This window comes from uncultured Phascolarctobacterium sp. (genome assembly GCF_934190775.1).
Taxonomy (GTDB): Bacteria; Bacillota; Negativicutes; order Acidaminococcales; family Acidaminococcaceae; genus Phascolarctobacterium_A.
Genome location: NZ_CAKPTG010000001.1, coordinates 1 through 16,005, shown reverse-complemented (window position 1 = coordinate 16,005; position 16,005 = coordinate 1). Strand labels below are relative to the sequence as shown.

The window sequence follows — 16,005 nt, the reverse complement described above, 5'->3', positions numbered from 1 at the left end:
CTTGATATCAAGGAGGATATGATGGATTTTGCATTAAACGAGGAACAATTAGAATTACAGGAAATGGTAAGGGAGTTTGTTGAAAAAGAAATTACTCCTTATGCTGCTGAAATGGATGCAGAAAACCATATGCGTGACGGCCTGATTGACAAGGCTAACGAAATGGGCTTGCTGAACGTTATTGTTCCGGAAGAATTAGATGGCCCCGGCCTGGACAGCATTTCTGTTGCTACCATTTATGAAGAGCTGGGCAAAGGCTGCGCAGGTGTTGCAACCTCTCTGGCTGCCAACAGCTTGGCAACTGTACCTGTTCTGCTGGCAGGCACCGACGAACAAAAGAAAATGTATTGCGATGTCCTGAACAATGGCGGTCTGGCTGCTTTCGCTCTGACCGAACCCGGTGCAGGCAGTGATGCAGGTGGTGTTTCTACCCGTGCTGTACACAACAAGGAAGAGGGTACCTACACTTTGAACGGTACCAAAATGTTCATCACCAACGGTGGTCTGGCAGAAATCTTCCTGGTATTCGCTAACACCCGTAAAACCGGCGGTATTCGTGGTTTGACTGCTTTCATCGTTCCGAAAGACACTCCGGGCTTCTCCGTTGGCAAAAAAGAAAACAAAATGGGCATCCGTCCTTCCAATACTACCGAGCTGGTTCTGCAAGACGTTGTTATTCCTGAGTCCTATCGCGTAGGCCGCGAAGGCGAAGGCTTCCGTATTGCTATGAACACCTTAGACAGCGCTCGTCCGTTCGTTGGCGCTGTTTCCGTAGGTATCGCTCAGGCTGCTCTGGACTGCGCTGTTAAATATGCTAAAGAGCGCCGTCAGTTCGGCCAACCGATTGCTTCCTTCCAAATGGTTCAAGGCATGCTGGCTGACATGGCTATGAAGGTTGAAACCGCTCGCCTCATGGTTCAAAAGGCTTGCTGGATGCGTGACCAGGGCATGGAATTCTCCAAAGAGGCTGCTATGGCTAAATGCTATGCTGCCGATACCGCTATGCAGGTAACCACCGACGCTGTTCAGGTAATGGGCGGCTACGGCTACACTAAAGAGTACCCCGTAGAGAAGATGATGCGTGACGCTAAAATCATGCAAATCTACGAAGGCACCAACCAAATCCAACGTCTGGTTATTGCCAACAAGCTGTTATACTAATAGCTATCATAACGAAGATAAATTTATTGAGAGCTGCTGCACTTTTGTGTGGCAGCTCTTTGTTGTTTTTATTCGTGACAATGGTTTACACGTATGCTAAAATATAAAGATAAAGAGCTTTTAAAGCATAATAAAAAGCAGAATCTTTGCCACAAATCATTTTGCTGAGAATTGGGGGGCAAATACATTGTTAGCTGATAATTTAAAGCAGGTTCAGGAGCAGATAGCGTCTGCTTTGGACAAGCGTAAAAATAAAGACCTGCTCACAGGAGATAAGGTAACGCTGGTGGCGGTGACGAAAAATCATCCGCCCGAAATTATTACAGATATCGAAGCCTTGGGCATTGCCAACGTAGGCGAAAACCGCGTGCAGGAGGCCAAGCATAAGCAGGAGACCTTGGGCAAACACGGCTACTGGCATCTTATCGGTCATCTGCAGACGAATAAGGCGCGCCAGGCTGTTGCCTTGTTTGATCTTATTGAATCGGTTGACAGTGAGCATTTGCTGGCTGCGATTGATAAGGAGGCGGAACGCATCGGTAAGGTGCAGGATATTCTGTTGCAGCTGAACATTGCCCATGAGGAGCAAAAGTCCGGCCTGGACAAAGAGGATTATCTGGCGCTGCTGCCGAAGTTGCCCGAATATAAGCATGTGCGTCTGCGCGGGTTGATGGTTATTGCCCAGAAATGCGAGGATATCGAGCAGACAAGACCTGTATTTGCGGCAGGCTACCGTGCATTTGCCCGCTTAAAGCAGCAGTATCCGCAGGCAGATATTCTGTCTATGGGTATGAGCAATGATTACACAGTTGCGATAGAAGAAGGCGCCAATATTGTGCGTGTAGGCACAGCCTTGTTCGGCCAACGTGATTATAGCCTGAAATTTTAAACATAGAGAAGGTTGGTGACGTAATGAAAATTATTGATAAAATCATGAATTCCTTAAGCCTTTACGACGATGATGATGAAATCATTGAAGAGGAAGTTGAAGAGAAGCCTGCTAAGAATGAACCGGAGCCTGCGAAGCCCAAGAAGCGTTTCTTCGGCAGCAAGGAAACACCGGCTGCTGCACCTGCAGAGGAGCCTAAGCGTGAGCGTAAATCTATTTTGAGCTTCAAGAAAAGTGCTGAGAAGGATGCACCGGCTAAAAATGACAAGATGGGCAGCAAAACTATTAACCTGCCTATTGCCGACAAGCTGATGACGGTTGTGCTGCTGGAGCCTGTCGACTTCAACGATTCTCCCAAGATTGCCGATTATCTGCGCGATAATCAGGCTGTAGTTGTTAATTACGATAAGACAGATAATGTTGTTGCCAAGCGTATGACTGATTTTATCAGCGGTACTGTTTATGCTATCGGCGGCAGCATGAAAAAGCTGGGACGCAATATTGTTATCTGCGCCCCGAAAAACGTAGATATAGATGCGGGCGAAGAGCACGAGCTTGACGAGAGGGGAAATAATCCATGGGACAAATAGCAGTAAAGAAAATTGCATTTATCGGCGGCGGCGCTATGGCCAAGGCTATTATCAAGGGTATTCTTGGCGGTGGCCTGATTGCGCCGGAAATGATTACTGTGGGTGAACCGACTGAGGCACATGCGCAAAGCCTGCGTGAAGCATACGGCGTAAATGTTACGACGGATAATAAGGAAGCAGTGAAGGATGCTGATCTGGTAATCTTTGCCGTTAAGCCTCAGGTAGCACCGGTGGCGCTGGTGCCCGAGCTGATGGCTGCGATGAAAAAGGATGCCTGGGTGCTTTCTATCATGGGCAGTGTTACGCTGGAGCAGCTGCATGCTTATGCTCCGGGGTTCCCGGTAGTCCGTACGATGCCGAACACGCCGCTGGCAGCAGGCGCAGGCATGACCGCCATCTGCTGCGATGAGGCGGTAACCGAGCCGATGAAGCAGACTGCGGCAGCAATTTTCAGCAGCTGTGGTGAAATAGAATTTGTAGATGAGAAAGCATTACAGGCGATTACCGCTATTTCCGGCTGCGGACCGGGATATTGCTTTGTGATTATCGATGCACTGGCTGACGCAGGTGTGCGTGCCGGTCTGCCGCGTGCGCTGGCTATTAAGCTGGCTGCACAGACAATGGCAGGCAGCGGCAAGCTGTGCGTAGAAAGCGGCCTGCATCCGGCACAGCTGCGCGACCAGGTAACAAGCCCCGGCGGCACGACTATTGCCGGTATCCATGCTTTGGAAAACCATGGCGTGCGCGGTGCTTTTTATGATGCGGTGCAGGCAGTGCTGCAAAGAGATAAAGAATTACAGGGGAAATAATTTATGGCAGACAGAGAAAAAATTCTGCGTTACTTTAAAGCCGGCGGTGACGAACAGCTGGCGGCCAAGCTGTTGGATTTGGCCGAGGGCGCCAATAAATCACGCAAGTTCCGTGTGAGCGAGTTTCTTGATCCTCATGCCTATAACGTTGCGGAAATCATTGCGGCGAACTACGAAAATGTGCGTCTGGAAAGCGACGGCGGCTTCAGTAATGCCGAAAGGGTGAAGGTTGCCTTTGTTGCCGATGATTTTTACGGTCAGCCGGATTTCGGTATGGCCTATTTCCTGGCGGCTTGGGATAAGCGTTATTATGATTTGTCGCATCGCGATATTCTGGGTGCGTTTATGGGCACTGGCTGCAAGCGCGAGGCCTTGGGCGATATCGTTTTTGTGCCTGAGGGAGCGCAGTTTGTGGTAGAAAAATCGCTGGTAAATTATCTTACCGGTAATCTGACGCAGATTGGTTCTGCGCCGGTAACGCTTACGGAAATTCCTCGCGAGGAATTGCTGCAGAAGGAAGAAAAGGTTAAGCTGATTAACGCAACAGTCGCTGATTTGCGTCTTGATGCCGTGGCAGCGGCAGGCTATGGCGTAAGCCGCAGCCGTATGGCGGATGAAATCAAAAGCCTGAATGTCAAGGTAAACTGGAAAGAGGCCAAGAAGGCAGCACAGCCGGTGAACGAGGGCGATGTAATTTCCTTCCGCGGCCGTGGACGAGTAGAGATTGAGGAAATCCGCGGCACTACTAAAAAAGGACGCATCAGCGTAACGCTGAAGCGTTATATCTAGGAGGATAAACCATGCTTAATCCGGAGGATTTAAAGAAAAAAACTTTTACCAAGGGTTTTCGTGGCTATGAGGTAGAAGAGGTAGACAAGTTTCTTGCCAAGCTGATTAAGGAATACGAATACCTTTATCTGGATAACCTGGAGCAGAAGGAAACTATCGAGCGCGTCAGCTCCAAGCTGGAATATTATCAACAGATGGAGGCTACCATGCAGAGCACACTGGCTGTAGCGCAGGAAACCGCTGACGAGGTGAAGAACGCCAGCGAAAAGAAGGCGGCGTTGCTGGAGAAGGAAACAGCAGTAAAGTGCGAGCAGCAGCTGAGCGAAGCGAAGGCTGCGGCGCAGAAGCTGCACGATGATACCATGGCGCATGCCGAGGATTTGTATAATCAGACAAAGAACAAAACCGATAACATGCTGCAGGCAGCTATGGCTGAATGCAACAAGCTGCGCGAAGAGGCTAAGGCTTATGCAGATAAGCTGCGCAGCACTGCTGAGGTAGATGCAGAAAAGCTGCGTGTTACTACCGAGGATGTCTGCAAAAAACGCGCCAATAGCGCTGCCAGTGAGGCTAACAAGCTGCTGGAGGATGCTCGCAGCGAAGCCGGCAGAATGATGCTGGATGCAAATACTAAATATCGTAAACTGGTGGGGGATGCAGAGGAACGCAGCCGTAAAATTATTTTTGAGGCTGACGCCAAGGCTGCTATGGCCGAACAGGCTTACAACGAGCAGGTGAAAAAAGCGGCGCTGCATCGTAAAAATATGCTGCATCTGCTGGAAACGCAGGTTGAGCTGCTCAAAAACTATGCCAGTCATAACGAAGAATAGTCGGAGGCTGAATGATGATTATCTTAGTGAGGCATGGTGAAGCAACGCATCATACGCAAAGATTGACCGGCGGCTGGACGGATTCGCAGCTGACCGAAAAGGGAAGGGCGCAGATAAAGGCAGCTGCGGTAAAGCTGGCAAAGGATTTTGTCGGACGTAATTGCAAGCTGCGTATTCTGGCAAGTGATTTGCAGCGCGCTTCCGCTTCGGCGCAGATTATTGCCGAGGAGCTTGGCTTTAAGGGCGAAATAGAGCATTGCCGATTCCTGAGGGAAAAGAATAACGGCATTGCTGCCGGCATGACCGAGGAGGAGGCCAAGAAGCATTTTTGCAAGCCTGCTTCCGAGCAGGAGCTGGATCACCGCAATTATCCCGGCGGTGAAACGCGCAATGAGTTCTATCGCCGTAATGTACACGGCTTGTGGCATTGTGCGGATGTCGATAAGGAAAATCTGCTGATTGTTGCGCATAAGGGCACGATTCAGAATATTATTTTCCGTTGGCTGGGAATGGATATGCAGCAGGTGGCGGCGTTTAACTTTTCTGTTGATGTGCAGCCCGCCAGCGTAACTGTTCTGGGAATTAACAAATGGCATGAGCATGCTGTTTTCCGCTTGAATGACGTAAGTCATCTGACGCAGGGAAAGGGCTTTGGCGTGTTTGAGTTTAAGTACGAGAAGTGAATAAGGCTGTGAATGACCGCTTGGGTGCTTTGGAAAAAGCGCTTAAGCGGTTGTTTTTTGTGTTCTCACTCTATTACTCGTCTTTTCGTGATGAAATTTATTACACCTAAAAAAATAAATTTAAAAATTTTTTCTTAAACAGTGTAATAATTTTGCTTCGTTTTTCCCGAGTATAAGAGTGAATCTTCTTTTTCGTTCTTTCTTTTGTTGGTTTTCTTTCTCGCTTTTTCTTCTGCGTTGATAAAAGCTACTAGCGTAGCTAGTAGTAACCTTGTTCTTTAGAGTACTACCTAAAGGATAGACGTAAAGTACGGTAGAAGTAGAGCGTAGGGCGCAGTATACTATACTGTAGCCATAAGTATGGGCGTAGGGGAGAACTGAAGTATTGTTGCTAATTATCCTAAAGAATGATAAGATAAAAGTGATTAAAGGCAAAGAGCTTAGGGCGTGTTGTTAGCAGCTTTTTTTGGGAGAATTTTTTGCTGTTGTACTTTTTTCCGGTTGGCGTTAAAAATCTTTGTGCTATATTGTAATATGAGTGTGTGGTAAGCATTTTATAAAAAAGAAAAACATACAACACAAACTTCACAGCTTGTTCGTTGTATGTTTAGATTCGGTATGATAAAATACTATGCAAGACGACCGTGTTGCAGGGTGGCATTGCCAAAATTCTTAGGAATGGAGGTGATGTCTATGGTATATTTCAGTTTTCAGGACTTAATGTCCTTTGGAATTTTTATCGTAGCGTTGCTGACGTTCATTTTTCAGAACCGAAAGTAATAAGACAGTTACGGACATAGAAAAACCACTCCTGAACTTTGACCGGTAACGGAGTGGCTTTTCTACTCTTTTTTTCGGGCAACCCACCTTGTGGGCGGTTGTCTTCTTGCCTATAATATAACATAAAGAAGTATTTTTCGCAAGCGAGTGTTTGTGACGTTTTGGTTAAAGACTGAAGTTCAAATAATTTATGTTAACAGAGCAGGATTAAGAATAATTCCTCGACTGTATTGTTAACATATGACTTTGGCAGTAAGAAGTCTGAAGATGTGTATTATAAAATTTTGGCAGTGTAGGGCTCTTCACTCCTTGACTTATCACATTGTCTAATGTATAATATTAGCGTTTATTGATATTTGCTAACGCGATGAAAAAGACAGTAGCTTGCGGCGCAGGATAAGCGAGCCGGGGTATGGTGCAAGCCCGGACGAAGTAAAGCAGGTGAAAATCACTTTGGAGCGGATGCGGCGAACCTGAGTAGCTGCATACGGGAGCGCCCGATATTGCGCACACGAGTGGCGTGCGGCCAAGGCTGTCGTCATGAGGGTGGTACCACGGAGTACACGTTTGTTAATGATGCATGATACGCAAGCGTATTAATCGTTGTTAGTCTACAGCTTCGTCCCTTATCTGAGGGACGAAGCTTTTTTATATTGTTAAATTTTTTGTTTAATAAAATTGGAGGTTATTAGTAATGGACTATGGTAAAACACTGAATCTGCCCGAAACAGAGTTCCCTATGCGTGCCGGTCTACCGCAACGCGAACCTGATTTCCTGAAATTCTGGGAAGAAAACGATATTTATGGCAAAAAGCAGGCTCTGCATGCAGGCCACAAGAAATTTGTTCTGCATGACGGCCCTCCGTATGCAAACGGCAAAATCCACATGGGTCATGCCCTGAACAAAATCTTAAAAGATATCATCATGAAATACAAATACGCTCAAGGCTTCGACACCCCGTATGTTCCCGGCTGGGATACTCACGGCATGCCGATTGAGCACGCTGCTATCAAAGAGCTGGGCCTGAACCGCAATGAGCTGGATCCGCTGACTCTGCGCCGCAAATGCCACGACTTCGCTCTGCAATGGGTTGATATCCAACGCGAAGACTTCAAACGTCTGGGCGTTCTGGGCGACTGGGAAAATCCGTACATCACTCTGCATCACAGCTTTGAAGCTGAGCAGATCCGTGTATTCGGTACTATGGCTAACAAAGGCTATATCTACAAAGGCAAAAAGACCGTTTACTGGTGCCCGCATTGCGAAACCGCTCTGGCTGAAGCAGAAATCGAATACGGCGAACAAAAAACTCCGACTATCTTCGTAAAAATGCCGCTGGTAAAAGACAACGGCCAGACTCCGGAAGCTGCTAAAGGCAAAAAAGCTTACATGGTAATTTGGACCACCACTCCGTGGACCATGCCTGCCAACGTTGCTGTTGCTCTGAACCCTGCTCTGGAATATGCTTGGGTTGAATGCGAAGGCGAAGTTCTCTTCATGGCTAAAGACCTGCTGGCTCAGGTTGGCGCTGTCTGCCACAAGGATCTCAGCAATATCCTTGGCACTACTCTTGGTAAGGATATGGAATTCGCTGAATGCGTGCATCCGTTCCCTGAATACAACAACCGCCGTTCCCTCGTAGTTATGGCTGATTATGTAACTACCGAAGCTGGTACCGGTTGCGTACATACCGCTCCTGGTCATGGCGATGTCGACTTTGAAACCGGCCTGAAATACAAGCTGCCGATTCTCTGCCCGGTTGACTCCCAAGGTAAACTGACCGAAGAAGCAGGCGAACGCTTCAAGGGCATGTTTGTATTCGACGCTAATATCCCGGTACTGAAATATCTGGCTGAGCTGAACTGCCTGCTGGGTAAAGAAAACATTAAGCACCAATACGCACACTGCTGGCGCTGCAAAAACCCGATTATTTTCCGCGCAACCTCTCAATGGTTCGCTTCTATTGACGGCTTCCGTGATGAAGCACTGAAATCTATCGATGATGTACAGTGGATTCCTTCCTGGGGCCAACAACGTATCCATAACATGGTAAGCGACCGTCACGACTGGTGCATCAGCCGTCAGCGCGTATGGGGCGTTCCTATCCCGGTATTCTACTGCGATAACTGCGGCGAGCATCTGATTAACGAAGCTACCATCGATTCTGTTGCTAACTGGTTCGAAAAAGAAGGCAGCGATGCATGGTGGGCTCACACTGCAGAAGAGCTGCTGCCGGAAGGCACTGTCTGCCCGAAATGCGGCGGCAAGCACTTCCACAAGGAAAGCGATATCATGGACGTATGGTTCGACAGTGGTTCTTCTCACATGGCTGTTGCCGCAAAACGTCCGGAGCTGTCCTGGCCGGTTGCTATGTACCTCGAAGGCAGTGACCAGCATCGTGGCTGGTTCCAGTCCTCTCTGCTGACATCCGTTGCTGTTGCAGGCCGTGCTCCGTACGAATCCGTACTGACTCATGGTTATGTAGTTGACGGCGATGGCCGCAAGATGTCTAAATCCGTAGGTAACGTTATCGTTCCGCAGGACGTAATCAAACAATACGGCGCTGATATCATCCGTCTGTGGACTGCTTCCTCCGATTACAAGGCAGATATCCGTATCTCCCCGAAAATCCTGAAGCAGCTGGCTGAAGTATACCGCAAAATCCGTAACACCATCCGTTACATCCTGGGCAACACCAACGATTTCAACTACGAAACCGATGCAGTTCCGTTCAACGAAATGCTGGAGCTTGATCAATGGGCTCTGATGCATCTGCAGCTGCTGAAGAAGGAAGTTACCGCTGCTTACGAAAGCTATGATTTCCATGTACTGTATCATGCAATCCACAACTTCTGCACCGTTGAAATGTCCAGCTTCTATCTGGATATCCTCAAAGACCGCCTGTATGCTTACAAGGCTGACAGCAAAGAGCGTCGCAGTGCACAAACTGCTATGCATGAAATTCTCATGGACCTCATCGTTATGCTGTCCCCGGTATTGAGCTTCACTATGGAAGAAGTATGGCAGTTCATGAAGAAACCTGCTAATGCTCCGGAATCCGTACAAATGCTGCCCTGGCCGGAAGTTAAGGAAGAATACATCAACGAAGAGCTGGAAACCAAATGGGATAACTTCATTGAAATCCGCAGCGAAATCACTAAGGTGCTGGAGCTGGCTCGTCGTAACAAACAAATCGGTCACTCCCTGGACGCTAAGGTTGAGCTGCACGCCGAAGGCGAAGCTCTGGCTATCCTGAAATCCGTAGAAAAAGACCTGGCAACTCTGCTGATCGTTTCTCAGGCGGTTATTGTTGAAGGCGCTGCTGAAGGTGCCGAAGCAACCGGCCGCGAGGACCTGAAGGTTACCGTTGCTGCTGCTGAAGGCCACAAGTGCGAGCGTTGCTGGATTTACAGCGACGAGGTTGGTCAGGACGCTGAGCATCCGACCCTGTGCAAACGCTGTGCTGAAGCAGTTAAATAAGGCATCGTCTTTGCATAAAGCTGTAGTCAACATAAAATAAAAACTTAAAGCCGTCGTATCATGTAAATTTTTGCTGATACGGCGGCTTTTTTGCTACAAATTTTACAAAAAATTATTTTGCTTTATCGTCTATGTATGGTACAATACTGTTAATATTATATATTTTACGGAGGTGAAACTGTTTTTCTGCAATCTGCAGGATTACAGAGATTTTTGGACTATCTCATATGTTTGTTTAATGTTATAGCAATTTTATTTTTGGTGGCGCTGAACGGCTTTTTCGTTGCTTCGGAGTTTTCTATTGTCAAGGTGCGTCCTTCGCGTCTTGATGCGCTGATTAAGGAAGGCAATACTCGGGCAGAAAGCGCTAAGCAGGTAACGGAGCATCTCGATGCCTATCTTTCGGTTACGCAGCTTGGTATTACCATTGCTTCGCTGGGCTTAGGCTGGATTGGCGAACCGACCGTGGCTAAGCTGATGCATCCTGTATTTAATCTGCTGCAGCTGCCGCCGCAAGTTGAGCATACAATAGCCTTTGTTGTCGGCTTCGGTGTTATCACCGCTTTGCATATTGTTTTAGGCGAGCTGGTGCCTAAATCATTGTCTATTCAAAAGACAGAGCAGATTGTTCTGTTTGTGGCAACACCGCTGATTCTGTTTGATAAGTTGATGTATCCTGCTGTGTGGTTCCTCAATCACGTTGCTAACTGGGTGCTGCACAAACTGGGCGTTGAGGCTGCGAGTGAGGCGGAAGAGGCGCACAACGAGGATGAAATCCGCATACTGATGGAAGAAAGCCATAAGCATGGCTATATTGATAAAACAGAGCTTACTTATCTGGATAATGTCTTTGACTTTTCCGACCGTCGCGCCAGCGACATCATGGTGCCGCGTACCGATATGATTTGCCTGTATCTGGAGGATTCCTGGGAGGATAATATCAAGACGGCGCTTGAAGAGCGTATGACGCGTTATCCTATCTGTGATGAGGACAAGGACCACATTATCGGCTTTTTGCATATCAAGGATTTGCTGCGCAGCTTAAATGCCGGCGAGCGTCCCGATTTGCGCAGTCTGGCACGTAAGGTGCTGTTGGTGCCGGAATCTCTGCCTATCAGCAAGCTGCTGCGCATCCTGCAGAAGCATCGCAGCCAGCTGGCAATCCTGGTTGACGAGTACGGCGGTACCGCAGGTATGGTTACCGTTGAGGATATCCTGGAGGAAATCGTAGGCGAAATTCAGGACGAGTTTGACGAGGAGCGCCCGGAGGTGGAAGAAAAGGGCAGCAAAACCTATTCTGTCGACGGCAAAATGCTGTTGGAGGATGTTAACGATACCTTTGAGCTGGCCTTAGATACCGAAAACTGTGATACTATCGGCGGCTGGGTTTACTCTCAGCTTGATTATCCGCCTAAGGTGGGGCAGAAGGTGCAGACACCTGCTGCAGCCTTTACGGTAGAAGAAATTGACAAGATGCGTATCGTGCGCGTCGGTATCCAGCTTTTGCATGAGCCGGAAAAGATTCACGAGGAGCTTCAGGAAGAACACCTGGAGGATGTAAAATAATATCTGCATAAAAAGAGAGCACGCTGAGAATTTTCTCAGCGTGCTCTTTAGCATTGTGCTTATAAATCGTGGAATTTCATACCGATGTTGCTGTGACGCAGGAAGTTAAGAGTTACCTCGGGGAAGGAGGCATAGCTTAAAACGTCTTCAATCGGTGCGTTGGGGAATCCTTCCTCAGCCAGCTTTTCACGCAGCTTTTTCATCTGCGGCGGAATATCGTCGGCGGGACGGTGGTCGATTTGCGGTGCGTCACCGATGGCCAGGCGTTTAACCTCAGGGTCAATCGGTCCCGGAGTGCGGCCGTATTTGCCAAGAATCAAATCCTTAACCTCGCGGGGAATCATCTTGTAGCGTCCGAGTGCAACGTTCAATACGGACATAGAGCCTACAATCTGGCTTGTAGGAGTAACCAGCGGCGGATAACCGAGCTCGGCACGTACGCGCGGCATTTCTTCAAGCAGCTGTGGGTATTTGTCGGCAACGCCCATCTCCTTCATCTGGTTCAGCAGGTTGGAAAGCATACCGCCAGGAATCTGGAAGGTGAGTACCTTGGGATCGATGGGGATGTTGGCGTTCAGGTTGAAATCATGGATAAGGTTCTTGCGTACATCCTTGAAATAGTCTGCCAAGCTGTTGAGCTCGGCAAGATTAAGACCTGTATCGTAGGGAGTGCCCTCCAGCGTTGCTACCAAAGCTTCGGTGCAGGGCTGGCTGGTAGATTCGGAGAACGGAGAAAGCGCGGTATCAATCATGTCCGCACCGGCTTCAACAGCCTTCAGGTAGGTCATATCGCCCATACCGCTGGTGAAGTGTGTGTGCAGGTCGATAGGCAGGTCAAGCTCTGCCTTCAGGCTGCGGATAAGGCTTTCGGCAGCGTAGGGACGCAGCAGGCCTGCCATATCCTTAATGCAGATGGAATCTGCGCCCATCTGTGCCAGCTCTTTACCTAATTGAACGAAGTCCTTGTCCTGATGGTAGGGACTGATGGTATATACAATACAACCCTGAACATGTGCGCCTGCTTCCTTAGCGGCACGCATTGCACATTCCAGGTTGCGTGTATCGTTAAGAGCATCGAAAATACGGATAATAGATACGCCGTTGTCAACAGAACGGTTTACAAATTCGCGTACAACGTCATCGGCATAATGGTTATAGCCCAAAATGTTCTGACCGCGCAGCAGCATTTGAATAGGGGTTTTGCGCAGATGCTTTTTGAGCGTACGCAGACGTTGCCAGGGATCCTCGTTAAGGAAGCGCAGGCAGGAGTCAAAGGTGGCGCCGCCCCAAGCCTCCAAAGCATAGTAGCCGGCGTTATCCAACTGTTCCAGTGCCGGCAGCATGTCGCTGATGCGCATTCTGGTGGCAGCAAGGGACTGGTGGCCGTCACGCAGGACGGTTTCAACTATTTTTACGGGTTTCTTCTCCATGGCAGTACTCCTTTTATTAGTATAGTTCGTTAATTAAAGCTGATTTATAGCTGTATTTATTATAGCATAAACCGGATTTGTTGTATACAGTATACTAAGTTTCGAGCAATAAAAAATGGTGGCCACACTTAGTGACCACCATAAAAGTGAATTAGTTACGCGGAGTAGGCTGGTTGCTGACAACAGGCTTGCCCATGATTTCGTTAACGCGGTCCTTCATGCTGCGTTTCTTTTTAGTGGGCTGGCTGCTTACTACAGGTGACTGGTTGGCATTGCCTTCAGTTGTTACCGTAGCGGGAGCCTGCTTGTCTTTGTCCTTATCTTTATCCTTATCCTTGTCTTTATCTTTGTCCTTATCATCCTGCTTGATTTCCGGTTCCGGCGGAACAGCTACGCCCGGATTACTGAAGCCGGTGCGCGGAGTAGAGGCCAGAGCGTTGACCATGAAATCATGCCAGATAGAAAGCGGAGCGCCGCTGCCGTACATACGGTTCATAGATTTGTTGTTATCATCGCCAACCCATACGGCAGTACTGAGGTCGGGAGTGTAACCAACGAACCAGGCATCAATGTAGGTATCGGTAGTACCGGTTTTACCTGCTGCCGGACGGCCGATTCCCATGCCGCCTGCAGTGCCGCTGATAAGAACATCCTGCAGCATATTAGTAGTCAGGTATGCTGCTTCGGCATCAATAACACGTTTGGGTTCAGGCTTAGCTTCGTACAGAACCTTACCCTCACGGTCAACGATCTTGAGCAGAGCAATAGGCTTGCAATACATACCATTGCTTGCCAGAACGCCGTAGGCTGCAGCCATTTCCAGCGGATTAACGCCCTTGCTGAGACCGCCGAGTGCCATAGCGAGGTTTGCATCGCTGTAGGCGCCGGAATCAACCAGAGTAGTAATACCCATTTTTTCGGCATTGTTAATAATTTTGCTTACACCAACCTCTTGGGCCAGCTTAACGGTAGGCACGTTTATAGAACGGACCAGAGCGGTACGCAGGCTTACCTTACCGTGCCATGCTCTGTCGGAGTTTTGCGGCTTCCAGCCGGGAGAGAATTCTTCTTCCTTATCTTCAATGACACTGGCCGGAGAATAACCGTTCTGCATAGCAGTCAGGTAGACAAAAGGCTTGAAGGCAGAACCGGGCTGACGTACTGCAAGAGTAGCACGGTTGAACTTATCCTGGCCGCGGCCGCCGATCATAGCTTTAACATAACCGTTATGCGGGTCAACGGCAACCAGAGCCATTTGCGGCTGAGTCAGCTTTTTGCCGTCTGTATAATAGCCCGGCAGATGCTTCATAGCATTTTCAGCAGCCTTTTGCATATCCGGGTCTAAAGTGGTGTAAATCTTAAGACCGCCCTTATAGAGAGCGTCTGCACCAACCTCTTCGATAACCTTTTGGGTAATCATATCGAAGAAATAGGAGCGAGGATCGGAATTGGTTTTATGTGTTGTGCTGAAGACAAGCTTTTCTGCTTTGGCAGCATTACCGTCGGCAGCAGAGATAAAACCGTATTTAACCATCTGGTCGATAACAAGCTCCTGACGTTTTTTACTTTCCTGCGGATTTTCAAAAGGATTAAAGTAGTTAGGGCTTTTGGGAATAGCTGCCAGAGTAGCAGCTTCAGCGATATCCAGATTCTGAACATGCTTATTGAAGTAATACATGGAAGCACTTTCAATACCGTATGCGCCCTGACCGAAATAAATTTGGTTCAGATACATAGTGAGGATTTCATCCTTAGTATATTTGTGCTCAAGTTCCTTGGCAATAAAAGCTTCCTTAATTTTACGGATGATGGAACGTTCCTGGGTAAGGAAAGCATTCTTTGCCAGCTGTTGGGTAATGGTACTGCCGCCCTGTACTTCGTGACCGCTTAATGTAGAAAGCAGAGCACGTGCTGTGCCGCGGTAGTCAATACCACCGTGTTCATAGAAGCGATTATCTTCAATAGCAATAAAGGCACGCTGCACATGCTTAGGAATCTTATCAATAGTAACAGGTACTCTGCGTTCTTCCGAAAGCGTAGTATAGATTGCGTTACCATTGATATCGTAGAACTGTGAAGCAGCGTCCGGAATCAGTGTTTCATCCATATTAGGAGGTGCAAAAAGACTGGAGAAGCCATAAAGCACTGATGCTCCCATTATAATGAGGCAAACAACACTGATGACAATGAATTTTAGTACTTTAAACATTTTCTACCTCTTCTTCATTATATTGACTGCGCAGCCAATACCAAAGGCTGCAAATAGAAGTCATCTTATTATAGCATTTTCAGACAACTTTGTCATAGAATTATTGAAAACTCAGCGTATTTATTTTAAAGGAAAGTATGTAAAAGCATGCTCCGGAAGGATATGTATTGAATCGGCAGTCTGCGGATAATGAAGATAGAAGAAAAAACCTACATGATTTTAAGAAAAAAATCTGCGGAACAAAGAAAAATTTTACTGATTTTCGGCCGTTTTTATGAAAAAAACAGCTGAAAATGCTACTTTTTTGAGATTTTTTGAAGAAATTTTAAGACCGATAAAAGCAATAATCAAGCATGGTTGTTTTTCCACGAATCCTAGTGTTTCACGAAAAAATCTTAAAAAAGTGCCGAAAAAAGTGTTGACATAACCTAGGTCACGTGGTATTATATACAAGTCGACGCGATACGGCAACAAAACAAAAGCCAAAATCGCTAGGCACTGGCAAAGAAAAATTGCTTAGATTCAAGGAAACTCAAGCTGAGCGAGTGAGATAATACTTATAGTATATTGAACGAGTGAAGTGATGAGTTGACGCAGAAGATAACAATTTATCGAAGCCAGAAGCTGAACCTTGAAAACTGAACATTGAACCTAGAAAAAGCGAATGTGCGGGTCGAGCGCGAAAGCGCAAGACCAAGTCAAATAACTTCTTTTTTTAAATAATAAGAGCTAGATTAGTTCTTCAATAAACTTTATTGGAGAGTTTGATCCTGGCTCAGGACGAACGC

11 protein-coding genes are annotated in these 16,005 nt (G+C 47.6%); 9 read left to right on the top strand and 2 right to left on the bottom strand.

Going from position 1 to position 16,005, the window contains the following annotated elements:
• Positions 1–21: 21 nt before the first annotated feature.
• The 9 genes from Q0G26_RS00055 to Q0G26_RS00015 all read left to right on the top strand — a co-directional run bounded on the left by Q0G26_RS00055 (position 22) and on the right by Q0G26_RS00015 (position 11,578).
• On the top strand, positions 22–1,161 hold the full coding sequence (locus Q0G26_RS00055; RefSeq protein ID WP_210685518.1) for an acyl-CoA dehydrogenase family protein: 1,140 nt from the start codon (positions 22–24) through the stop codon (positions 1,159–1,161).
• 187 nt (positions 1,162–1,348) lie between these two features.
• Positions 1,349–2,050, top strand: a complete 702-nt coding sequence (locus Q0G26_RS00050) for a YggS family pyridoxal phosphate-dependent enzyme (RefSeq protein ID WP_293827347.1) — start codon at positions 1,349–1,351, stop codon at positions 2,048–2,050.
• Positions 2,051–2,073: 23 nt separating this feature from the next.
• Positions 2,074–2,640, top strand: a complete 567-nt coding sequence (locus Q0G26_RS00045; RefSeq protein ID WP_293827345.1) for a cell division protein SepF — start codon at positions 2,074–2,076, stop codon at positions 2,638–2,640.
• The gene (gene proC / locus Q0G26_RS00040; protein WP_293827343.1) at positions 2,628–3,449 is read left to right on the top strand and encodes a pyrroline-5-carboxylate reductase; all 822 of its coding nucleotides are present in this window, start codon (positions 2,628–2,630) and stop codon (positions 3,447–3,449) included. The genes Q0G26_RS00045 and proC overlap by 13 nt, the downstream gene beginning before the upstream one ends.
• A gap of 3 nt (positions 3,450–3,452) precedes the next feature.
• Positions 3,453–4,238: a YlmH/Sll1252 family protein gene (locus Q0G26_RS00035; RefSeq protein ID WP_293827341.1), complete on the top strand. Its 786-nt coding sequence runs from the start codon at positions 3,453–3,455 to the stop codon at positions 4,236–4,238.
• A gap of 11 nt (positions 4,239–4,249) precedes the next feature.
• Complete coding sequence (locus Q0G26_RS00030; protein ID WP_293811172.1) at positions 4,250–5,068, top strand: DivIVA domain-containing protein; 819 nt, start codon at positions 4,250–4,252, stop codon at positions 5,066–5,068.
• Between the two features lie 11 nt (positions 5,069–5,079).
• The gene (locus tag Q0G26_RS00025) at positions 5,080–5,751 is read left to right on the top strand and encodes a histidine phosphatase family protein (RefSeq protein ID WP_293827337.1); all 672 of its coding nucleotides are present in this window, start codon (positions 5,080–5,082) and stop codon (positions 5,749–5,751) included.
• A gap of 1,474 nt (positions 5,752–7,225) precedes the next feature.
• On the top strand, positions 7,226–10,012 hold the full coding sequence (ileS, locus tag Q0G26_RS00020) for an isoleucine--tRNA ligase (RefSeq protein WP_293827334.1): 2,787 nt from the start codon (positions 7,226–7,228) through the stop codon (positions 10,010–10,012).
• A 213-nt stretch (positions 10,013–10,225) separates the two neighbouring features.
• Positions 10,226–11,578: a hemolysin family protein gene (locus Q0G26_RS00015; protein ID WP_246869336.1), complete on the top strand. Its 1,353-nt coding sequence runs from the start codon at positions 10,226–10,228 to the stop codon at positions 11,576–11,578.
• A gap of 59 nt (positions 11,579–11,637) precedes the next feature.
• Here the strand turns inward: Q0G26_RS00015 and Q0G26_RS00010 are convergent, their stop codons facing one another.
• Positions 11,638–13,008, bottom strand: a complete 1,371-nt coding sequence (locus tag Q0G26_RS00010; protein ID WP_293827331.1) for a pyruvate carboxylase subunit B — start codon at positions 13,006–13,008, stop codon at positions 11,638–11,640.
• 151 nt (positions 13,009–13,159) lie between these two features.
• Positions 13,160–15,217: a penicillin-binding protein 1A gene (locus Q0G26_RS00005; protein WP_293827330.1), complete on the bottom strand. Its 2,058-nt coding sequence runs from the start codon at positions 15,215–15,217 to the stop codon at positions 13,160–13,162.
• Between the last annotated feature and the right edge of the window lie 788 nt (positions 15,218–16,005).

Excerpts from the sequence above, each read along its gene's own strand:
- Q0G26_RS00055 (WP_210685518.1), top strand. The coding sequence starts at position 22 with ATGGATTTTGCATTAAACGAGGAACAATTAGAATTACAGGAAATGGTA.
- Q0G26_RS00045 (WP_293827345.1), top strand. The coding sequence starts at position 2,074 with ATGAAAATTATTGATAAAATCATGAATTCCTTAAGCCTTTACGACGAT.
- proC (WP_293827343.1), top strand. The coding sequence starts at position 2,628 with ATGGGACAAATAGCAGTAAAGAAAATTGCATTTATCGGCGGCGGCGCT.
- Q0G26_RS00035 (WP_293827341.1), top strand. The coding sequence starts at position 3,453 with ATGGCAGACAGAGAAAAAATTCTGCGTTACTTTAAAGCCGGCGGTGAC.
- Q0G26_RS00030 (WP_293811172.1), top strand. The coding sequence starts at position 4,250 with ATGCTTAATCCGGAGGATTTAAAGAAAAAAACTTTTACCAAGGGTTTT.
- Q0G26_RS00025 (WP_293827337.1), top strand. The coding sequence starts at position 5,080 with ATGATGATTATCTTAGTGAGGCATGGTGAAGCAACGCATCATACGCAA.
- ileS (WP_293827334.1), top strand. The coding sequence starts at position 7,226 with ATGGACTATGGTAAAACACTGAATCTGCCCGAAACAGAGTTCCCTATG.
- Q0G26_RS00010 (WP_293827331.1), bottom strand. The coding sequence starts at position 13,008 with ATGGAGAAGAAACCCGTAAAAATAGTTGAAACCGTCCTGCGTGACGGC.
- Q0G26_RS00005 (WP_293827330.1), bottom strand. The coding sequence starts at position 15,217 with ATGTTTAAAGTACTAAAATTCATTGTCATCAGTGTTGTTTGCCTCATT.